This is a genomic window from Vibrio sp. 10N.261.46.A3, assembly GCF_041472995.1.
Classification (GTDB): Bacteria; Pseudomonadota; Gammaproteobacteria; order Enterobacterales; family Vibrionaceae; genus Vibrio; species Vibrio coralliirubri.
The window spans coordinates 94782-116734 of sequence record NZ_JBFRRH010000025.1; the positions used below are offsets into that span (position 1 = coordinate 94782).

At 44.6% G+C, this 21953-nt stretch carries 20 protein-coding genes; 10 read left to right on the top strand and 10 right to left on the bottom strand.

Annotation, left to right across the window (positions count from 1 at the left end):
* Nucleotides 1-4 precede the first annotated feature (4 nt).
* On the bottom strand, nt 5-1309 hold the full coding sequence (locus tag AB4484_RS06675; RefSeq protein WP_017104144.1) for an MFS transporter: 1305 nt from the start codon (nt 1307-1309) through the stop codon (nt 5-7).
* 348 nt (nt 1310-1657) lie between these two features.
* Here AB4484_RS06675 and AB4484_RS06680 point away from each other — a divergent pair, with 348 nt between their 5' ends.
* Nucleotides 1658-3199, top strand: a complete 1542-nt coding sequence (locus AB4484_RS06680) for a sodium:solute symporter family transporter (RefSeq protein WP_372077172.1) — start codon at nt 1658-1660, stop codon at nt 3197-3199.
* 26 nt (nt 3200-3225) lie between these two features.
* A complete protein-coding gene (locus AB4484_RS06685; RefSeq protein ID WP_050652336.1) occupies nt 3226-4596 on the top strand; it encodes an L-serine ammonia-lyase in 1371 nt (456 codons plus the stop codon).
* 100 nt (nt 4597-4696) lie between these two features.
* On the opposite strand, the gene AB4484_RS06690 is transcribed toward AB4484_RS06685, so the two are convergent.
* Nucleotides 4697-5182, bottom strand: a complete 486-nt coding sequence (locus tag AB4484_RS06690) for an Lrp/AsnC family transcriptional regulator (RefSeq protein ID WP_372077174.1) — start codon at nt 5180-5182, stop codon at nt 4697-4699.
* A gap of 122 nt (nt 5183-5304) precedes the next feature.
* Here AB4484_RS06690 and AB4484_RS06695 point away from each other — a divergent pair, with 122 nt between their 5' ends.
* Nucleotides 5305-5904, top strand: a complete 600-nt coding sequence (locus AB4484_RS06695) for a LysE family translocator (protein ID WP_016798109.1) — start codon at nt 5305-5307, stop codon at nt 5902-5904.
* A gap of 136 nt (nt 5905-6040) precedes the next feature.
* Here AB4484_RS06695 and ahpF read toward each other — a convergent pair whose 3' ends face one another.
* Nucleotides 6041-7633, bottom strand: a complete 1593-nt coding sequence (gene ahpF / locus AB4484_RS06700) for an alkyl hydroperoxide reductase subunit F (protein WP_372077176.1) — start codon at nt 7631-7633, stop codon at nt 6041-6043.
* A 198-nt stretch (nt 7634-7831) separates the two neighbouring features.
* Nucleotides 7832-8389: an alkyl hydroperoxide reductase subunit C gene (gene ahpC, locus AB4484_RS06705; RefSeq protein WP_016798107.1), complete on the bottom strand. Its 558-nt coding sequence runs from the start codon at nt 8387-8389 to the stop codon at nt 7832-7834.
* Between the two features lie 470 nt (nt 8390-8859).
* Here ahpC and AB4484_RS06710 point away from each other — a divergent pair, with 470 nt between their 5' ends.
* Nucleotides 8860-9351 carry a VOC family protein gene (locus AB4484_RS06710; protein WP_016798106.1) on the top strand — a complete coding sequence of 164 codons (492 nt, stop codon included), beginning with the start codon at nt 8860-8862 and terminating at the stop codon, nt 9349-9351.
* 143 nt (nt 9352-9494) lie between these two features.
* On the opposite strand, the gene AB4484_RS06715 is transcribed toward AB4484_RS06710, so the two are convergent.
* Entirely contained in the window at nt 9495-10169 is a 675-nt protein-coding gene (locus AB4484_RS06715) for a fibrobacter succinogenes major paralogous domain-containing protein (protein ID WP_372077178.1), read from the bottom strand.
* Between the two features lie 171 nt (nt 10170-10340).
* Nucleotides 10341-11231: an AraC family transcriptional regulator N-terminal domain-containing protein gene (locus AB4484_RS06720; protein WP_372077180.1), complete on the bottom strand. Its 891-nt coding sequence runs from the start codon at nt 11229-11231 to the stop codon at nt 10341-10343.
* Between the two features lie 231 nt (nt 11232-11462).
* Between AB4484_RS06720 and AB4484_RS06725 the strand changes: the two genes are divergently transcribed.
* The 5 genes from AB4484_RS06725 (at nt 11463) to AB4484_RS06745 (ending at nt 16982) form a co-directional block, all read left to right on the top strand.
* Complete coding sequence (locus AB4484_RS06725) at nt 11463-12332, top strand: patatin-like phospholipase family protein (RefSeq protein ID WP_372077182.1); 870 nt, start codon at nt 11463-11465, stop codon at nt 12330-12332.
* Between the two features lie 297 nt (nt 12333-12629).
* Entirely contained in the window at nt 12630-14006 is a 1377-nt protein-coding gene (locus AB4484_RS06730) for a uracil-xanthine permease family protein (RefSeq protein WP_372077184.1), read from the top strand.
* A 245-nt stretch (nt 14007-14251) separates the two neighbouring features.
* Nucleotides 14252-14743 (top strand): VOC family protein, encoded by a 492-nt coding sequence (locus tag AB4484_RS06735; protein WP_048609315.1) that lies wholly within the window; start codon nt 14252-14254, stop codon nt 14741-14743.
* A 330-nt stretch (nt 14744-15073) separates the two neighbouring features.
* Complete coding sequence (locus AB4484_RS06740) at nt 15074-15499, top strand: septal ring lytic transglycosylase RlpA family protein (RefSeq protein ID WP_157373141.1); 426 nt, start codon at nt 15074-15076, stop codon at nt 15497-15499.
* A 469-nt stretch (nt 15500-15968) separates the two neighbouring features.
* Nucleotides 15969-16982 (top strand): manganese-dependent inorganic pyrophosphatase, encoded by a 1014-nt coding sequence (locus tag AB4484_RS06745; protein WP_372077186.1) that lies wholly within the window; start codon nt 15969-15971, stop codon nt 16980-16982.
* Nucleotides 16983-17124: 142 nt separating this feature from the next.
* Here AB4484_RS06745 and AB4484_RS06750 read toward each other — a convergent pair whose 3' ends face one another.
* On the bottom strand, nt 17125-17346 hold the full coding sequence (locus AB4484_RS06750) for a hypothetical protein (protein ID WP_050644600.1): 222 nt from the start codon (nt 17344-17346) through the stop codon (nt 17125-17127).
* Nucleotides 17347-17838: 492 nt separating this feature from the next.
* The gene (locus AB4484_RS06755; protein ID WP_372077201.1) at nt 17839-18735 is read right to left on the bottom strand and encodes a LysR family transcriptional regulator; all 897 of its coding nucleotides are present in this window, start codon (nt 18733-18735) and stop codon (nt 17839-17841) included.
* A gap of 99 nt (nt 18736-18834) precedes the next feature.
* On the opposite strand from AB4484_RS06755, the gene AB4484_RS06760 reads away from it, so the two are divergent.
* Nucleotides 18835-19719, top strand: coding sequence for an SMP-30/gluconolactonase/LRE family protein (locus AB4484_RS06760; RefSeq protein ID WP_017089396.1), 885 nt, complete (start codon nt 18835-18837; stop codon nt 19717-19719).
* Between the two features lie 112 nt (nt 19720-19831).
* Here AB4484_RS06760 and AB4484_RS06765 read toward each other — a convergent pair whose 3' ends face one another.
* Nucleotides 19832-20725 carry a DMT family transporter gene (locus AB4484_RS06765; RefSeq protein WP_372077188.1) on the bottom strand — a complete coding sequence of 298 codons (894 nt, stop codon included), beginning with the start codon at nt 20723-20725 and terminating at the stop codon, nt 19832-19834.
* A 135-nt stretch (nt 20726-20860) separates the two neighbouring features.
* A complete protein-coding gene (locus AB4484_RS06770) occupies nt 20861-21880 on the bottom strand; it encodes an AraC family transcriptional regulator (RefSeq protein WP_050622059.1) in 1020 nt (339 codons plus the stop codon).
* Nucleotides 21881-21953: the final 73 nt, after the last annotated feature.

Genomic DNA, 21953 nt, shown 5'->3' on the forward strand with positions numbered 1-21953 from the left:
TGAATTAAGCTTTTGCTGCTTCAGCTTTTTTGCTCTTATCGAAGACGCCACCTTTAAGAGTTTCAGGTAGTGTTAGCCATAGTAGGCCGGCGATAATCCATACGATTGGTGAACCCCACATTGCTGTTTGTAGGTCGGTACGCTCTTGGATGAAGATAAGAACCATTGGTGCCCACATGCCGATAATACGACCGCCATGGAATAAAGCTGCACCATAGCTACGCAAGCGTGCTGGGAACAATTCAGAGAAGTAACCGCCCCATACTGCAGAAGCAGACAGGCCGAAGTTGTAGATAAGACCTAGAAGAGCCAGCATGTTTAGGCCACCAATCATCATGTCGCCAGGTGCGACAAAGAAGATAGAAACCATGATACCTGCGAGGATGAAACCGAAAGCGTTGATCTTGCGACCGTACTTATCTGCTGCCCATCCCCAGAACCATGCACCGAAGAGTGAACCAAATGCTGAGATAGAGAAGATCAAACCGATGGTTGCACCATCAAACATACGAACATCTTTCAGGTAGGTAGTTACAAAGCCACCGAAGAATTGGAATCCGTAGAAGTTAAGACCAGAAAGAAGTAAACAAGTAATCGTAATTTTGCGGTAAGGCTTGCTTAACATCTCACCCCAAGAACCTTTTTTAGCTTCGGTTACTTCACCAGCTGCATTGGTTGTGGTTTGTTGATCTTCTTCACCGTAGGCGATCACTGTTTTGTCGCTTGGTAATACAAAGATCATTAACGCTGCTGCTACAAGCGGTGGAATACCACCTACCCACATTAGGCTTTGCCAAGGTGCATCAACACTTGTAATGAAGGCTGCGTAAGCGCCCATTGCCACTAAAGCAACAGAGAACATTGAAGAAGCAAAAGCAGTCAACTTACCGCGAACCGTTGGTGTAAATAGGCCAATCATCAAAGATACAGCTACAGTGAAGTAACCACCTAAAGACAGTCCAATGATGAAACGCATTGCAGCCCAAGTGGCGTAGTCGGTAAACATCATGTTGATGATGGTTGCACCACCGTTTAATGCCGTAATTGCTACTAGTGTGGACTTCTTGCCGAACTTAGTTGCGAACCATGCACAGCTCAGCGCACCAATCAGAGCACCAACAGACTGCCAAGTGTAGAACTGAGCGGTATCAGAAAGGCTAATACCAGCATATTCTTCCACAATGTATGGGCGTACGTAGTCAATAATTACAAAGTTATAACAATAAAAAAAGTAACCCACTAGAATTGCTAGATATGCGGCTACCCTTTGAATCATAGGAACTTCGCTCATGTGTTTTTTAATGGTCATGACCGATAAACCTTTATTTTATATAGGGTGGTTTTGGTTTTAATTATTGTGTGTTGATTATTTAGTTTCATCACACCGTCTTCATTTCGGGAGAGATAATAGAATTTTTGTGGTTATTAGATCCGTGATCAAAGTCAATTTTAAAATGAGTGCGTACCCATTTTGTGTGTTTTGGTGAACTGGATCTCATTTGATCGCGTTTTTGTGCTTTGCGGGGCGATTTGAGCGTTTAATCGTCGATCTTAGTGATAATAGTCACACTTACTGTGGGTTTTTGAAGGAAAATATCCATTTATGAGTACTATTGGCGGCGAATGATTTGCGACATACAATAAACGGAATCTAAAAATGGTTACGTACTCAAGTTTTGTGGTTATTGCTCTTTATGTGCTAACTACATTGTTTATCAGCTACTTAGTTAATAGGCGCTATAGCGTCGGTGGCGACTTTTCGACTGGTGGAAAACAGTTTGGTTGGTTTACGGCAGGTGTGTCGATTCTTGCAACCTACATCAGCGCAATGACGTTCGTTGGTATGCCGGGCTGGGTTTATAGCTCGGGTATGGAAGCGATGAGCGTACATTTGAACTATCCAATAGTGATCTTTTTCACTGTGCTTTTCTTTGTTCCGGTGTTTTACAAGCTCGGCTTAACCTCGATTTACGAATACCTAGAGCACCGCTTTGGCGTTGTTGCTCGCACGATCAATTCCATCGTGTTCATTGTGGTTCAGTGTATTTCGGCAGGGGTTATTTTGTATGCGGTTGCCCTGATTTTAGTGCAAGTGCTGCCGGTGAGTATCTCTGAGGCGATCATCTACATCAGCGTATTTACTGCGTTGTATACCTATGTGGGTGGTATCTCGACAGTAATCTGGACTGACATGCTTCAGTCAGCAGTGTTGATTATCGGCAGCATTGCGATCTTTGTTTTATTGCTGATGAAAATCGATGCGGGCGAGGTGTTGTCTCCTGAACATTTGAATATCATCAACCTCGATTTTGACTTAGGCGTCGATACCACATTGTGGGCAGGCGTAGTGGCTGTGAGCTTCTTACACCTGAGTGTGTATGGCACTAACCAACTGATTATTCAAAGAACGTTGGCGACTAAGTGTGTTAAAACAGCGCAAAAGTCGATGTTACTTTGTGGCTACGGCGCGTTCTTTGTTTATCTGTTCTTTGCTGTGATGGGGGTGCTGTTAAGTGTCTTTTATCAAGACAGCAGCTTTGAAAACAGCAACGAAGTGATTCTCGATTTTGTGTTTAACCATACCAACCCAATCATTGTTGGTTTGGTGATCTCAGCACTTTCGGCAGCGGCCATGTCGACACTGGATTCCACTTATAACTCAATGGCGACGGTCGCAACGTTCGATTTCTATAAGCGATTTTTCCGCAAGAAAGCCTCTGACGCGCACTATGAATCGGTTGCTAGAAAAATGAGCCTTGTTGCTGCAGCGTCGGTTGTTGTGCCTGCATTACTGGCTGTTTCTAATGAATCAGTGCTTAAAACGATTGCGAGCCTAACCTCTATTTTTGTCGGTATTCGCCTTGGCTCTTTCATCTTGGGTTTGTTCTTCAAACAAGCAAACGAGAAAGGGGTAATTGCGGGCAGTATTGGCAGTGTGGCCGTCGTATTCATTGCGAAATACAGCGGAATAGCTTGGCCTTGGTTTGCCTTGATTGGCACTGTGGTTTTCTTAGTGTTAGGTGTTGTTGTGAGCCGCTTCTGGGGAGAGGTAACCGAGCAACAAAATGAATTTATAGCCAAGCAAAAGCATTTGTTTGCAAAGCCTACCGCGAGTCATTACGGCTTGTTGGTGTTCGCTGTTGTGACGATTGCTGCTTGTACTGTTATCCCTGATTGGCTTTATGCCGCTCTTTCTTAATTGACCGATTTTTTACTGGTATATCTATGTTATCGATCTTTGATATCTACAAAATTGGTGTTGGGCCATCGAGCTCTCACACCAACGGCCCAATGATTGCGGGTTTCCATTTCACACAATTAATCGCTGATAAAATCGCTGAAGTGACGCGTGTTCAGGTGGATTTATACGGTTCTTTGTCATTGACTGGCATAGGTCACCACACCGACAGAGCTACAATATTGGGGCTACTCGGCAATAAACCAGACACCATCAAAATCACCAGCGCAAACCAAGCAATGCGTCATGCCGTAGACAGTGGTGAGATGGATTTAGCGGGCACAAAGCACATTGCCTTCAACTACGAAACCGACATGTTGTTCCACGAAGACAATTTGCCTCTGCATGAAAATGGCATGATGATTACTGCGTTCGACCAAAGTGGAAACGTGATTGTCGATGAAACTTATTATTCGATTGGCGGCGGTTTTATCGCAACCGCTGACGAACTGCAAAATGGCACTCAAACCCAAGCAGTAGAAGTCCCATTCCCATTCAAAAATGCCGATGAAATGCTGCAACAAGCCGATAATAGTGGGATGAGCTTGGGTGGCATGATTCTGAAAAATGAAGCGGAGTTTGAAGGCTCTGACATTATTTCAGAGAAAGCGGATCAAATATGGCGAGTGATGAGTCGTTGTATGGAACGCGGCTTTGAAACCGAAGGCATTCTTGATGGTGGTTTGAACGTGACACGTCGTGCGCCTAATCTACTGAAAAAGTTAGAAGCGAATGCGGCGGTTGAAAACGACCCAATGGAAATCATGGATTGGATTAACTTGTTTGCGTTTGCGGTTAGCGAAGAAAATGCGGCTGGTGGCCAAGTGGTAACATCACCAACCAATGGTGCTGCGGGCGTTATTCCTGCCGTATTGATGTATTACCATCGCTTCATTAAAGAGTTGGATACTAAGCAGTTAAAAGACTTCTTAGCCGTATCAGGCGCGATTGGTATTCTGTACAAAACCAATGCTTCTATCTCTGGTGCGGAAGTTGGGTGCCAAGGTGAAGTAGGGGTGTCGTCTTCTATGGCGGCGGCTGGTTTAACGGCACTTCGTGGTGGCAGCAATGAGCAGATCTGCATTGCGGCGGAAATCGCAATGGAGCACTCGTTGGGTATGACTTGTGACCCAATTGGCGGCTTGGTTCAAGTGCCGTGTATTGAGCGAAATGCGATGGGCGCGATGAAAGCCATCAACGCATCACGCATGGCTTTGAAGCGTAATAGTAAATCTTTGATCTCGTTAGATAAGGTTATTGCGACCATGTATCAAACAGGCAAAGACATGAACAAGAAATATCGTGAAACGTCACTCGGTGGTTTAGCCTTGATCCATCTAGCTCACCCTTGTGAATAGCTAAGCTAGTTCAAGCAAGTAAATAGTAACGTTAAGCCCAGAGCTCTAGATTTCAGACATCTATCGCGGCTGGGCTTTTTGTTTTATGTGTTTTAGGGAGCTAATCTGAAATCGGTAATCGATAGCTGTTTTTCAACTCTTTCACCGAGATGTTCGATTGAATCGCACTCACGCCTTTCACTCGTCTGATCGAGCTAATGCGCTCAAAGTACTCTTCCAAATCTTTCGCCAACACTTGCACCATGTAATCGGCGCCGCCTGCAATGCAGTGACACATAGGAATCCAATCGGTTACCGCGACAAACTCTTCGAACGGTTCTGTGTTTTCAACTTCATGGTTACCCAAGGTCACAAGAGTAAAACCAGCCACATGAAAGCCTAATTTTTTACGATTCAGTTTGGCGGCATAACCATCGATATAGCCTGTTTCTTCCATGCGTTTCCAACGACGCCAGCATGGGGTTTCGCTGAGGTTGACCTTCTCTGCGAGCTTGCTGTTGCTCATGCGTCCGTCTTGCTGGATATGCTCTAAGATGGCGATATCTGTGTCATCTAACACTTCTTTGGTGGATTCTTTCTGTTTCATGACTATTTTTGAAAAGTCTTGCTCAAATTTGGATTAATATTAGCCTATATAGCAATTTAATTCCTAGTCGAATCTGTAAACTCTCTCCCTATAAATACTTTACTTATTAGGAGTGAGAGGAAATGAGCTCTCAATTAATGCTGGCGTTCTTGCTATTTTCAACATCAATTGCAATTACCCCTGGGGCAGGCAATATCGCATTACTTGGGATTTCAAGCCGTTATGGATTTGCTGCGACTTTACCTTTTATCTCTGGGAACGCTGTTGGCATCATCATCGTACTGGCAGGTTCTAGTGTCGGTTTGGTGAGCCTATTTACCCTTTATCCAGAGCTATACAACATTTTGAAATACGCGGGTGCGGCTTATTTGCTGTTCATGGCATGGTCGATTGCGAACATGCAAATCGAAGAAAGCACGACCGACAATCGCTCGGGCTTTATGTCAGGTGTGTTGGTGCAGGTGTTAAATCCTAAAGGTTGGATAGCGTCATTAACCGTGTTTTCACAGTTCATTACTCCGAATGCCGATTACTTGATTCAAGTCGTGACCATTATCGCGGGCATGGTGATTACCGGTGTGCCGTGCATGTTGGTGTGGGCGTATTGCGGCACCATGCTTAAAAAGTTGCTGCAATCACCAAAACAGATGATGTTTGTGAACCGTTGCTTGGGCGGAAGCTTAGCGATGGTGGTTGCCTTTATGCTTTATCAACCGGCGTAAATCACAAAGAAAAAAACCACTCCTAAATCCATAGGAGTGGCGTCTAAATGTCGACTAAGTCGTTAACAGTAAAGAATTAAGTTAACAAATATTTAAGGAACTTGAGTTAAAAGCTTTAAGCTTTTCAGTGTAAAGGTTAAGCGGTTTCAGCCTCTTTAACTGGAGCTGAGTTACGAATTAGGTGGTCAAATGCACCTAAGCTTGCTTTCGCACCTTCACCCATCGCAATGATGATCTGTTTGTAAGGTACAGTTGTCACGTCACCCGCGGCAAACACACCTTTCATCGATGTTGCACCATGAGCGTTAATTTCAATTTCACCGCGTGGTGAGAGCTCAACTTTCGAACCCTTCAACCATTCGCTGTTTGGCATCAGGCCGATTTGAACAAAGATACCTGCTAGTTCGATCTGTTTAAGTTCATCGGTGTTGCGGTCTTTGTATTCCAGAGCGGTTACACGGTTGCCATCACCAATCACTTGCGTTGTTTGCGCCATCTTGATGATTTCGATGTTTGGTGTTGCGTTTGCTTTGTCTATAAGTACTTGGTCGGCACGCAGTGTGTCTGCAAATTCAAGTACGGTTACGTGTTCAACGATACCCGCTAAATCAATTGCCGCTTCGATGCCTGAGTTACCACCACCGATAACCGCTGTTTTCTTACCTTTGAACAATGGACCATCACAGTGTGGGCAGTAAGCGACGCCTTTATTGCGGTACTCTTGCTCACCCGGAACGTTCATTTCACGCCAGCGAGCACCGGTACTTGTGATAACTGTGCGAGCTCGTAGTGTTGCGCCGCTCTCTAGCTCAACGTGGATGTAGCCGTCTTCTGTGTCTTCTGCCGCGATGATGTTTGCAGCGCGCTGTTCAGTCATCACTTCGACACCGTACTCTTTTACGTGCTCTTCAAGGCTTGCCACTAATTTAGGGCCAGTTGTCGCTTTCACTGAGATAAAGTTCTCAATCGCCATGGTATCCATCACTTGACCACCGAATCGGTCAGCAACCACACCTGTGCGAATGCCTTTACGTGCAGCATAAATTGCCGCTGAAGAACCTGCCGGGCCGCCGCCGACAACCAATACATCAAACGGTGCTTGTTGGTTTAGGTTTGCTGCTTTCTTTTCCGCTGCGCCTGAATCAACCTTGTTCAGGATCTCTGCCAGTGACATACGACCTTGACCAAATAGCTCACCATTAACGAACACACTTGGTACTGCCATGATGTCGCGAGACTTCACTTCATCTTGGAATGCTGCGCCATCAATCATTGTTGTCTTAACCAGAGGGTTAATCGCCGACATCATGTTGAATGCCTGAACCACTTCTGGACAGTTTTGGCATGAGAGTGAGATGAAAATCTCTACATTAAGCTCTTGGTCGAGCTCTTTAATTTGCTCGATTACGTCCGCTTCAAGCTTGATAGGGTGACCACCACTATGAAGCAGTGCTAGAACCAGTGACGTAAATTCGTGACCCATTGGCAAACCGGCAAAACCGATCGCTGTGCCTTTCTCTTGGTTCACTACCTGCATGATTGGGCTACGCGTGCTTGCGCTATCATCGCGAGTCACTTCAATCTTGTCGGTCAAAGACGCGATGTCATTCGCCAGATCTTGAAGTTTGTTTGCGGTGTCGCTGCCATCCAGGCTAAGGACTAACTGAACATTGGTTTTTAGGTTTTCTAGGTATGCTTTTAGCTGCTGCTTCATTGCTTGATCTAACATAATCGTGCCTGCTCTTAAATTCTGTGTCTTGGTATTGACCAATACCTTCTTGCTGAAAAAGGAAAATAAAAAGGGGGCGCAAGTCGGCAAATATTGTGGTGTTGATGTTTTGAAAGGGTGGCGCGCGACTGCCCTTTAGGAGGGGGGCCGAAGCGCGCCTGTAGAACCGTTTAGCTATTCTTGTTAGCTAGGCTTAGATTAAATCTTGCCTACTAGGTCTAGAGATGGAGCTAGAGTCTCTTCGCCTTCTTTCCATTTAGCTGGGCAAACTTCACCTGGGTTAGCGGCTACGTATTGTGCTGCTTTAACCTTACGTAGTAGGTCTTCTGCGTCACGGCCGATGCCTTCAGCTGTGATTTCCATTGCTTGGATAACGCCTTCAGGGTCGATTAGGAACGTTGCACGGTCTGCAAGGCCTTGACCTTCACGCATAACGTTGAAGTTATTTGTGATGTTGCCAGTTTGGTCGCCTACCATGAAGTATTCGATAGTGCCGATTTTGTCAGAAGTATCGTGCCATGCTTTGTGAGAGAAGTGAGTGTCAGTTGATACTGAGTAAACTTCTACGCCGCGAGATTGAAGCTCTGCGTATTTGTCTTGTAGGTCAACTAGCTCAGTTGGACATACAAATGTGAAGTCTGCTGGGTAGAAGAAGAATACAGCCCACTTGCCTTTAACGTCTTGCTCAGTGATTTCTACGAATTCGCCGTTTTTGAATGCTGTTGCGTTGAATGGTTTGATTTCTGTGTTGATCATGTTGGACTCTCTTTCTAATTTGTAGTGTTTAACGCTATCCCGCGTCGATGTAGATATATTGCATTGCCACCGAAAATTAGTGAAATCGGACATTTCTATAGATTCAATAGGCGAATCCTATCTTCGAAAGGAAAAGGCTATCGGTAAAAGCTATCAACAAAAACGATTAACAAAAGCCATCAAACATCAGCAACCCCCAATTTGAGTAGCTATGCTCTTTAGGTTGTTCTCTATATTGGGCTTACCTCTATTGGCGTGCGTATCTATGTGTCTATGTAGGTAAGGGTAGATATGGTTTCTTTACGTGAGTTGAGTGTCATACCAAACTGTAAATAACAAAATGTTATCATTAATATAAATTATGATAATTTCATTTAATCAGTGTGTCTCCATATACTCTCTCCATCGAAACGAAACACCGAAGCAAGTCTTCGAAAAATACAGAATTTAAAACGAATTTGGAGAAAGTTATGAAAATGAATCACGTAGGCATCATGGTTGGCGACATGGACCAAGCAGTTGAGTTTTACACGAAAGCTTTAGGTCTAAGAATCGTAATGAACAACACTAAAGTGATGGAAGAGCGCGAATCAGCAATCGGCCGTATGTGTATCGCTGTGTTCGGTGAAGGCTTTAAAGGCTTCAACATTGCTCACCTAGTAACATCTGATGGTATCGGTGTTGAGCTGTTCGAAATGAAAGAGCGCCAAGAGCGTCACGAAGTTGATTTCTCTCGCTTAGGTATCTTCCACTTCTGTCTACAGCTTCCAAAAGAGCAGTTTCATTCAGCGATTAAGCGTGTTGAAGAGTTTGGCGGTAAGGTTCGTATGGACATCATGCGCTACCACCCAGAAGACGAACTAAAACAAGCACAAATGGTTTACCTAGAAGACCCGTTTGGCAACCTGTTCGAATTCTACTCGCACTCATACGAAGATACGTACGCGACTGATTACGAGTAATCGCGTTACTACCTTCCATAAGGTAGAAAAGCCGAAACACCCCTAAAGAGGATTGGTAGAGATACCAATCCTTTTTTTGTTTGTGCTTTTTGGGGAAGGGGAGATGTGCTGTTTTCAGGGAGCACAGCTGCCACAATGACGGATTATTGGCCTTCGATTTTTACGCATCGAACCGAGAACATATAGTCTTTCGAACTTGTTGCTCTCCGTATTTCACCTTTATGCGTATTCCACCAAGCGTAAGCAAGTGTTCGGATAATCCCTTTTTTGTCGGATGCGCTGCTCGCAGTCCAAAACTCGGTGTAAGCACCTTCAGTGATATACCACCCATTCCATTTTACGCCTGCAGGTCTAGCAAAGAAGTTCTGTTTATTGACAATAGATGGGTCGACTTTGGAAAATGGTCCATCTGCTTGAGCTTCTTTGAGTTGCAAACCTAACTTTTTCTCACCCCCACGCCAACCGTTTTGGTGTACTTCTTCCTCAGGCATACCGATGGCCAGTTCCAACTTTTTCCAATCCTTATCGGTGGCCACTCGCCAGCCGGGTGGGCAAAGGTTTCGTTGATCTGAAGCGTCATGCCAATTGTATAAACGTCCGTATTTTAATAGGTTTTCTTGATCATCTTTTGGGATCACGCCAGATCTTACCGGGCTACCATCTTGGAACTGAGTGCTTCTCAAGCTTTCCGCTAACCAAACCTGTTCACCGATAGTAACGGTGCGATAAGTGTTGCCTTCCGCGTCTTGAACCGTATCCGTCAGTTGGTATAACTCTTTGTTGATGTCGTTAGCCGATGATGTGGCAGCAATAACCATACTGACTCCTATAGATGAAATTAGCTTTTTCATGATGAATAACCCGTCGTAATCTTATGGGGTTACTTTAACTCTCATGTTGAGCTAAAAATAGGCGATATGCTCTCTAAAACATGCCTATTTATCTCATTTAGTATGGTGGAGAGATTCAATAGTCAGTTTGTTTTATTGCTATGCGATGTTTTCAATTAGTTGCTTCGATTGGCTCCACTGCTTAGGTGACTGGCCATACACACGTTTAAACTCACGACTAAATTGAGAAGAGCTGACGTACCCAACTGCCATCGCCGCTTCATTGACATTCTTACCCGCAGCTATTTTCATCGCCGCATTATTCAAGCGCATCGACTTCATAAATTGGATCGGTGACATTCGGGTCGCTTGTTTGAATTTTCGGTGGAATACCGCTCGGCTCATCCCGACATGCGATGCAAGCTCATCAATCGTGACGTTCTTTGTCAGGTTCAACGATAAATACTCAATTGAACGAGCAATTTCGTTACCAATACCAAACGCGCCTCGTACTGAAAGACCAGCCTCACCTTGTAAGACAGCATAATAGAGCTCTCTTAAACGACTCTCGCCGAGAATGGCCGTTCCTGCTTTATCGTCTCCTAACTGAATGAGTCGAAGTAGAGCATCAGAAAAAGTGTCGTCCCAATTGGCGAGTGATAACCCTTGAGGTTGTGGGCTACCTTTAGGGACCTTGACCGCGCCGCTGACGCTCTCCATTGCGATAGCTAACTCGGTCATCACTTTGGTATCGAGTGAGATAGCTACCCCTAACAATGGATTTTCAGGTGTCGCTGCTGGCGTACCCGCCTCAACAGGCATGGAGACTGAGCAGCACAGGTACTTACTGCTGTCATAGATGTACTTATCGCCATCGAGTATTGCTTCTTTACTGCCGCTTAAAATCACGATTAGCGTTGGTTCATAGACGGCGGGAGCACATGGAATAGCTTGAGTTACCTTAAATAGGCGAACTCCCTTTATACCCGTTTCGAGCATGCCATCTTCCGTTATGCGACTTTCTACTAGCTGCTTAATTTTCTGCTTCATTAACCTGCACCGTAAATTCGATCTGATACAAATAGGCATATTTTTGAGATTAATTCGCCTATTTATTAATCTCTGTGAGAGTTATAGTAACTTCAGACAACAATACTACCGCTGATAGGTGCATGCAAACTGCTTTCGTGTTTTATCAAAAGCTCAATCTAGGTCTGGTCGTTATATCGAAAAGGCTTGGTGGAGATAAGTGGTTTTAAAATAAAGAGTTGGAAAAAGAACATGTTAAAAAGCTTCATTGTCACATTGGTTACGCTGTCTTTGATGGCCTGCTCAACACCTAATGTTTATAACGATCTCAATGCAATACCTTCTACGGAAACGGGTGAGCATGAACTCGGTATTGCGTTTGGCGGTGGTGGCGTTCGTGGGTTTATGCACCTAGGCGTGATCAAAGCCTTGGCAGAGGAGGGCATTGCCCCTGATGTGGTGAGCGGCACCTCTGCGGGTTCGATTGCTGCGACTCTATATGCTTCAGGGCTGAGTTATGAAGAGATGGAACTCGCGATAGAGAAAGTTGGCATGTCTGACATCGCCGATTTTGTCTTTTCTTCAAAAGGCTTGGTGAATGGCAAGAACTTGTCAGAATGGATAAACAGCCAAGTGACGTATGATGACCTGTCTGATATGCCAATGCCTGTCGCGCTTACCGCGACCAATATGACATCGAGAGAGACCGTTATTATTCGTTCGGGTAACCCGGGGCATGCTGTTCAAACCTCATCAACCATTCCCGGCGCATTTGTACCCGTTGAAAACCAAGGTGATATCTTAGTTGATGGCGGTATTTTTAGTGTTGTGCCTGTTTACGCGGCTAAAGATCTCGGTGCTAAAAAGGTGATAGCCGTTGATATCTATTGTCACAATCAAATCACGCCAGAAGTCTCGGCGAGCAAGATTACGCTTGCGGCTTTTCGCATGCAAAGCTGTCGTCTGTCTGAGCAAGAGCTAAACAGTGCCGATGTGGTCATTAGACTGGACTATGAACCGAATGGAAGTGCGGCTTTTAATGAAAAAGAACAAGCGATACAAGCGGGTTATCTAGCTGCAAAAGAGGCGATGCCTGAGATAAAGGCGATGCTCTCCATCTAGCGGCGGAGATATTGCTGAAACACTGTTTGGCTCAAACTCCGGTTAACTGAGATTTAAACGTTTAGAAAGGATTGGTAGAGATACCAATCCTTTTTTGTGTTTGTGGGACTTAATTTAGGAACATCGGATAAACCGTCGGGTGCACTAAAACAAGCCGACAATGTTGCTCTTTAGTGCAGCATATCCTTGATGGAAAACTTAACTGGTTGATAAATATAATGTTAAACCATTGGCATATATGTTGCTCTATTCCCTTTTGTAAATTGTATACAATAAAAAATACATTAAGGAAGTCACATGGAACAGAACAGTGAATTGATCTACGGGTTAGACGATCGACCTTCAGTTAAAGCAGCCAGTTACGCGGCACTGCAGCATGTATTAGCCAGTTTTGTTGGTATTATCACCCCCACGCTTATTATCGGTGGTGTTTTAGGGTTGGGTGAACACATCCCTTATTTGATCAGCATGGCACTGATGGTGTCTGGGGTAGGTACCTTTATCCAAGCCAGAAAAATAGGGCCAGTTGGCGCAGGGATGATCTGTGTCCAAGGGACCAGCTTTGCGTTCTTAGGTTCTGTCTTAGGTGCGGGTTTTCTTGTTAAAGCAAATGGAGGTGGGACGGATGAAATGCTGGCGACCATTTTTGGCGTTTGTTTCTTCGGTGCGTTTATCGAAATTGTCCTATCGCGTTTTATCGAAAAGTTGAAAGTGGTGATCACCCCAGTTGTAACCGGAATCGTTATCACCACAATTGGCATCTCTTTGATTAAAGTTGGCGTTACAGATATTGCTGGTGGCGTTGGCGCCGAAGATTTTGGCTCTGGAAGCAATCTGATGTTGGGTGCCATCGTCCTCGGAACCATAGTCGCGCTTAACCTGAGTAACAATAATATGGTTAGGCTGTCGTCGATTTTAGTTGGGTTGGTAGTTGGCTGGGGCGTTGCCATTTTGATGGGTAAAGCGTCTATGGTTTCTTTTGCTTCTCAACCGCTATTGAGTATTCCTGTCCCATTTAAATATGGCTTCGCTTTTGATTGGCAAGCCTTCCTGCCTATCGCTTTTATTTACTTGATTACTGTTATAGAAACTACGGGTGACCTTACCGCCAACAGCATGTTCTCAGGGCAGCCGGTTAAAGGGCCTAAATACCTCAATCGACTCAAGGCTGGCGTGCTGGGTGACGGCGTGAACTCACTTATCGCTGCGGTATTCAATACTTTTCCGAACACGACTTTCAGCCAGAACAACGGTGTGATCCATTTTACGGGGATCGCGAGTCGCTACATCGGCTATTTCATTGCCGCGATTCTTTTTCTGTTAGGGCTATTTCCCATCTTAGGTGCGGTATTAATGACGATTCCAAAGCCAGTCTTAGGCGGGGCGACATTAGTGATGTTCGGTACGGTTGCTGCGGCGGGCATCAAAATCATCGCTAATGAGAAACTGGATCGCCGCAGAATCATGACGATAGCCATCTCACTAGGCTTAGGGCTTGGTGTCATGCTGGTACCAGATTTATTGAAAGAAGCACCCAAGCTAGTGCAAAGCATATTTGGCTCACCTGTAACCATGTCTGGTATTGCCGCGCTAGTGATTACCGGGTTGATGTCATTGGTGCCTGAAACAAAAGCCAAGCCGATCTCGGATGCAGTTCAAACCAGTAAAGCGTAACGGGGTTCTTCGTGCTGAACTAAGGATGTTTAACTAGAGCCACATGACATATGTGGCTCTGAACTTTAACTTATTGTGTGACGTGTTGGCATCTCACTTAATTTGGTAAATAACATAAAATTATCATTAATATAAATTATGATAATTTCAGTTAATCAGCGTGTCTCCATATACTCTCTCCATCGAAACGGAAGACCGAAGCAGTCTTCGAAAAATACAGAATTAAAGAGAATTTGGAGAAAGTTATGAAAATGAATCACGTAGGTATCATGGTTGGCGACATGGACAAAGCAGTCGAGTTTTACACGAAAGCTTTAGGTCTAAGAGTCGTAATGAACAACACCAAAGTGATGGAAGAGCGCGAATCAGCAATCGGCCGCATGTGTATCGCTGTGTTCGGTGAAGGCTTTAAAGGCTTCAACATTGCTCACCTAGTAACATCTGATGGCATCGGTGTTGAGCTGTTCGAAATGAAAGAGCGCCAAGAGCGTCACGAAGTTGATTTCTCTCGTCTAGGTATCTTCCACTTCTGTCTGCAGCTTCCAAAAGAGCAGTTTCATTCAGCGATTAAGCGTGTTGAAGAGTTTGGCGGTAAGGTTCGTATGGACATCATGCGTTACCACCCAGAAGACGAACTAAAACAAGCACAAATGGTTTACCTAGAAGACCCGTTTGGCAACCTATTCGAATTCTACTCTCACACATACGAAGACACGTACGCGACTGACTACGAGTAATAGCGTTACTACCTTCCATAAGGTAGAAGAACCGAAACACCCCCTAAAGAGGATTGGTAGAGATACCAATCCTTTTTTTGTGTGCTTTTTAAGTGTTCCATCATAGGGGGTGGTTATTAAATCAACAGCTTTAAGGCTTTGTTAAAGTTAACGTTTTGAAGATAAAACCTTTCATGAATATGACTGAAGCGAGCGTGCTTCATGAAAACATTGCGGAATCACACTGGTGATAGCCTTCGCTGAGAACTCATAATACTCAGTTCAATACGGCTGAACCGCACTACAATGAAAATAGATAAACATTACATGAAGAAGAACTACTCAAATAGCATGAAAAAACTAAACATTATCTTTGCCGCTTTTCTTATTACTTTGCTTGCCGGATGCTCGTCACATGCGGCCGTCGATACTTCAAAAACAAAGGGCTATGCCAATTCACATGCGCTTGTGGGAGTGGCTTCTTGGTATGGCGATAAATTCCACGGAAAACTGACAGCAAGTGGTGAAACGTATAATAAAAACGCCTATACAGCCGCTCATAAAACCTTGCCATTTGGGACTATCGTGAGAGTGACCAATACAGCCAATAACAAGTCTGTCGATGTCAAAATTAACGATAGAGGTCCTTACGTAAAAGGCCGAGTGATTGACCTTTCGCACAAAGCATTTTCTCAAATTGGTGACGTCAAGAAAGGCGTAGCAACAGTCAAAATTGAGATCATTGATGACAGTAACACCTTTCGATACAAACACTAGAATCCCCTCCTATCCTCCCCTTGGTTTACATCTACGCTCCCTTACCAGTCGTGGGAAAGGGGAGGAACAGAACCTCGATCTCGATGATTGAATATCACATTTATGCTTACTCAATAAGGCTGCTTAGTAGCCTTTTTGTGCCTTTCGATAATTCATTCCAATAAGATTATCTCATTTCTAGTATGTGGGTTGATGATGTTATGTGGTCAATAAATCAGTGCCTTAGCTTTCTTGTCATTAGGGTTCATTGAAATTCATTGTGAAATAATGAAAAGCTGAACTAATCCCAAATTGGTTGTGGCGGGAGTGTAATAGAAAGGGGGGCTCAGTCCAAATTGACGGGGAGAAGAAGAGGGAAATTACATTTCGTTACTCACTGAAGTAAATCTGAAATATTGGTGACACGGTTCTGAAATTTTTGGTGTTTAGCTTATGGAGTTCTATATCGAATTCAAATAAGGAAATACCCGTGAAGCTAACCCCTGTCGTTGCAGCCGTAATTATGTCTTTCAGTTCAGCAAGTTTTGCTTTTAGCTTGCAACAAGCTGCTAATGAAAACAGTGAAGATCTCGTATGGACAGGGCACCTAAGCCCAGATAGCGACACGGTAATGTCTGCGATGCTCGCGGCTCATATCTATGGCGGTACAGCGACAGTACCAGAGCCGATTAATCCAGAATCCACCTTCATCTTGAACTACTGCAATGCTGAATCACCACGCGTAGAGACAGATTACTCTTCATACCGAGTGGGGCTGGTGGATTTCAACCAAGTCACTCAACTAGCGCCAACCATTGACCAATCATCCATTGTTGCTGTGGTTGATCATCACGCAATTGGTGGCTCGCCGATTAACACACCACAAATTGTCGAGATGGATATTCGAGGCTGGGGATCGGCTGCGACAATTTTGGCTGACAATGCTGAAAAGCTGGATGTGACCCTACCTAAACACCTTGCTTGTGTCGGCTTAGGCGCAATCCTTTCTGATACTGTGGTATTCCAATCATCAACCACGACTGAGTACGATCGTGAATACGCAGAGAAACTGGCAAAGGTTGCAGGCATTTCAGATATCGAAGACTTCGGCCAACAGATGTTGATTGCTAAGTCGGATCTTAGCCATCTTTCTTCTGAAACCATTCTGACTCTGGACTACAAGAATTTTAAGTACGGTGGCAAACAGGTGGGCATCGGTGTGGCTGAAACATTAACCGCTCAACAACTGATTGATCGTAAAGACGAGCTTTTGGCAGCGATGAAGTCTTATAAAGAAGAGAATGGCTTAGATCATCTGTTCTTCTCCATCACCGACACTAAGAACAAAGAAGCAAACTTACTTTGGGTGGATGAAAGTGACTACCAAGTCATCAAATCGGCTTTCAACGCTGAACCAACAAGCGATATGTTGACGTTAGAAGGCGTCACTTCGCGTAAGCGTCAGATTGGCCCTGCAGTTCAAAAGGCAATTGAGAGCTTGTAAGTTTTAAGAGAGCTTTAGAAGGGATTGGTAGAGATACCAATCCCTTTTTGTTTTTGGGTGTGCTGAATTAGATTTGGACAGCAATGAGTTAACAACCAAAAGATTGCTCGAGATCTACTGATTCTCGCGTAACCTTTTCTTCTTACTGGTGCGCTTTCTTTCTTATTGGCTTTAAAGCTTTCATAATTGATGACTGTTTCCACATACCAACACCTGTCAAAGCAAGCGCGGGTATTAGAACCCATAGCGTAGCTGTAATATATGCTTCATAGCTTCCTAAGGGGGAATAAAACGCCGCACCAACAAATAGCGCTAACGCTATGTGCACCCATCTCAAAATTATTCTTATGTTTTTACCATTCATGATGCTTTCCTTGTGCTGTTATTTTAAGTTCTATGATAAAGCTGCTTTATCTATAGTTTTTATAATTGCGACAAGCGGTGTTTACAGAGCGTGAGTTGCTCCATCTAAAGGTGAATGGGAAAAATTCATTACAAGTACCAAAAATAGACACTTGAATATCTAATTGAGCAACCCCGTGTTAGCCCAGCCTCAAATCCCCTCCTAGCCTCCCCTTAATCAGCATCTTCTGTCCATTGCAGTTTTAGGAAAGGGGAGGAACAGAATACCGATCGTGACATGTGCAGCTGTACGTTCAGCGCTAAAGAAGGTTCTCCCCCTCGTTCGTCAGTCTGCAGAGGTTGATGAACTTGGTTTGAGGGGGAGTTAGAGGGGGAGGGGGTTTCAAAATCGACGAAAACACGGCAGCCTATCAGCTATTGAAAGCAGTGTGATTGCGCCTGATATGAATGGAATGCACATACGTTTCAATTGAAAGATTCAGCGTTCTAAGACTCACAACGTATAGGCGTTATTCGATTCCAACCACTCTTTTACCGCTCGGTTAAAAGTGACCAACTTCTGCGGTGTTACTCTTCTTTGAGCATAGATGAGGCTTAGCTTTTGGGCTTTTATCGACCATTCTGGGAATACGTGAATAAGCTCACCTTGCTTGAGCTGCTCTTCAACTTGATAGAACGGCAAGCTGGCGACACCTATCCCTTGCATCGCCAACTCTAAAATTGAACTGTAGGTATTCGAGCTAACGCTTCCAGTTACTTCAACATGGTAGGTTTGCTCGCCATTGATCAACTCCAGCTGATTCCAACGTTCATTTTGACTGTTAAGAATGAAGCTGCATTTATGGATGTCTTTGGTGGTGGCGAGTGGGTTAGTTGATACGTAATCCGCACTGCAAACGAGAACATTGCGGATATGCCCAAGATCGTTGGCAATCACATCATTAGGCAGTTCATCGTAGGCTCTAAAAGCAATGTCAAAGTCGCCAGATTCTATCTTCTTTTTCATCGGCCCAAAGTCGAGAATCAAATCTACTTTTGGATACTCTTGCTTGAAAGTAGGGATGATATGACGACAAAGCGCACGCCCAAACTCTATCGGTGCGGTAATTTTTAAATCGCCTGCCACTTCCTGCGTCATGTCTAAGACACGCATTTCCGCTTCGATTGCTAATAGTTGAATTTGCTTCGCTTTCGAATACAACTCTTCACCCACTTCTGTGAGGCTGATAGAACGAGTCGTTCTGTGAAACAGCTTAGAATTCAATGTTTCTTCGAGTCGTTGTACATGCCGAGATACCAAACCTTTCGACACATCCAATACTTCAGCGGCCTTGGTGAAGCTTTGCTCTTCGGCGACAGTCAAGAAGGTCTGCATATAAATCAAATTCATCATTAACACCATTTAGTAAACAGTGAAGTCATTTTGTACTGTTTTTCTCACTCCTTCAAGAAACTAAGATTCAAAACGTAAACAGAAAGGAGAAGAACAATGAACAAATTACTACTTATTACCGCTGCAATGGCTGCCTCTATGAATGTTTCAGCTGCCTCTGTTGTAGAAAGCAACCCAACACTGGTTGGAGACTCATTCGGCTTTGTTGAAGGCCCAACATGGGATGTGGAACATCAACGTTTCTTGTTTAGCGATATTCCAAATAACACAACCTACTCTTACGATCTTAACGGCAAGTTGAGCGTTTTTGATGATAATTCTGGCTATGCCAATGGTCTCGATATCGATGCCAAAGGTAACCTGTGGGCTGCTCGCCATGATAGAAAGTTGTCGTACCGTCAGGGCAACGGAGAGAAAGTGATTGTCGCTGCAACGTATAACGGCAAGCTGCTCAATAGCCCGAACGATTTAACCGTTAACAGCGATGGCAGCGTGTGGTTCACCGATCCTCCGTTTGGTATTCAAGGTTACGGCCCAGCAAAGGCAGAACCAGAGCAACCGGTTAACGGCGTTTATCGTTATTTAGATGGTGATCTAAAGTTGATCACTGGAGAGTTCAAGCTACCAAACGGCATCGCTTTTTCTTCTGATGAATCTTCGTTATACGTTGCCGACACATCTGATGGCTGGGTATACCGATTTGATGTTGATGGACAGTCACTCAGCAATAAGACTCAGTTTGCTCAAGTGAAGGCGGAGTCTGGCTCTGAACCTATGGTTGATGGTGTCGCTGTTGATGCCGATGACAACCTATTTGTTGCAGCGCACGGTGGCGTGGGTGTGTTCGATAAAGACGGTAAGCAGATAGACTTCATTGCTATTGATGCGGGCCATATCAGCAACCTAGAAATTGGCGGGAAACAGCAAGACTTACTGATGGTAACTGCATACAACAAAGTGTTGGTGTTCAAGCTTAAGTAACACCTTATACAAACGAAACCAAAAAGGGACGGGTAGAAATACCGGTCCCTTTTCTAGTTTGAATAAGTCGAAAGTGGGTTAGCTCAATACGCAGTAATGATGCTGCCGACGATTAAGGCTTAGGCTGATTGGCTTCTATATCTAGGGCCGTTTGATTTGGCCTGCTGAAGTACTTCTTCCATTTTATTGGCATCATAGGAATGACGATGAGGCTAATGCCGACAAGGGTCAGCATGTCTGGAATCTCGTCAAACCACATCACGCCAAATAGGGTCACAAACACCAACCCCGAATATTCTGCGAGCGCAATTTGGTTTGCTGGCGCTTTTTTATAAGCCACCACCACAAGGGCATGGTATCCAAGAACGAATAGGTTGATTGCCATAATCCACCCAACATGACGCCATTCAATCGCCGCCCATGCAGGCAGAGCAAGAGCCAACGCCAGCGGCAGAGTCATTACACTGGTCCAAAATAGTGTCGAGATAATGTGTTGTTCTGCGTGAAGACGTTTAATCAAAATATTGCCGACGCCCATTGCGAGCGCACTGCCTAAGCCTGCAATAGCGGCCCAGTGAAATTGCTCTGGACGCAACACGATTAACACACCCACGAAACCAATCAATGTCGCCACCACTTTTGATGATTTCGGCTTCTCTTTCAATAAAACAATAGAAAGCGGGAGCATAAGAATAGGTCCAACATAGAACATCGCATTTGCGGTCGCCAAGGTGAGGTGTGTGATGGCAATCATTGCGCAGCCACTTCCCACTAGGATGAATTGAGCCCGCAAGAAGTTGATGCGACAACCACCTTGCATGCGCGTCTCTTTGGGTAGCTTTAGCCAAAAAGGAAGCAGCAACATCACGCTCAATAGCTGGCGGATAAACACATATTGGAACGTGGGCACTTCACCGTTCAGCACTTTGAGTGAGACGTCTGAAAAGGAGGCGAGCAGGTTTGCGAATACTAAGAGCAAAATCGCGTGGTTGGTGGCTTTGGTCATACAGAAACAGCGCTATATATTTGTCATACAATTATGGGCGCACATAATACATGAGAATCGAAAATATGTAAGAACAAAAACCAAGTAAGAACAATGTCGTTCGATGCTTAGTGATATGGGGGGCGAGATCTGTTGTTACGACCTGAGTTCAGTAGGAGAGTGTCCAGTCCAGTTTTTGAATGCTCGACTGAATGCGCTCGAGTCTGAAAAGCCGAGTTCGTGAGCCACATAGGTAATATTGCCGTCGTTCTGATTCAGTAGCGTCATGCTCAGTTCAAGACGGTATTTATCGAATAAGCGACGAAAGCTCACACCTTGTTGTTTAAGTTTACGATTGAGGGTTCGAGGGCTGATGTGAAGATTATTCGCCACGCTATCTAGGTTGGTGTCTTTCACCGCGAGCACCTTGAACGTTTCATTCACTTTGTAGATCAAGTTAGTTTTTAACGTATTTTCCATCTGTTGATCGGCGATTCGTACTAACTCTGCATGAAAGTCGGCTTGGAATTGGCGAGGTTTCGCCTGGACAAGATCGTTAGGAAAAAGGAGATAACGGGCGGGGAAGCCCTCCTTCATTTCAACATTAAAGACACGCTCATAGATGCTCAAGAACTCATCACCGATGGTGTTCTTGTGGATGTGAATGGCGAGCTTTTGATTCGGCGCATTAAGGTATCTGCGAACGAGCTTGATCATAATGCTGAAATAGAGCCCTAAGCTGATGTGTGTCATCAGTGTCGTTTCATCAATGTACTCGGGTGTGACGCCCCAAAGCTCGACTTCACCACTCTCTGTTTCACGACTGAAAATTTTCAGTAGCGGATGTATATGAATGGAGTATCGACTCAACAGTTGGCAAAAGCTGGCGAGATCTGGCGCGGTGAGCATGGCCATTACCGGCGCGCCCATTTCAAGCTCATCGAAGTAGCGAGCAGATTCATCAAATAGGTCGATCAGTTCATGGTCAAAGCGTTGGTAGATATTGGTGATGGCGGTTTGAAGCTGATAAGCCGAGATCGATTCGGCGGAGCAAAGTTGTTTGTAGACCTCTGCTCCCGACCAGATATCGCTGCTGTCTCCAATTCTAGCCTGAATAGCAGAATCTAAAGTTTTAAACCAAAATATGGGCAATTGAGTACTAAAACTTTCCACCATAACTCCCTGTTATTGCTGGCGATTGAAGAGTGTTCTTCTCGGTAATATGTCCAAATTAAAGGATTTGTTTGCG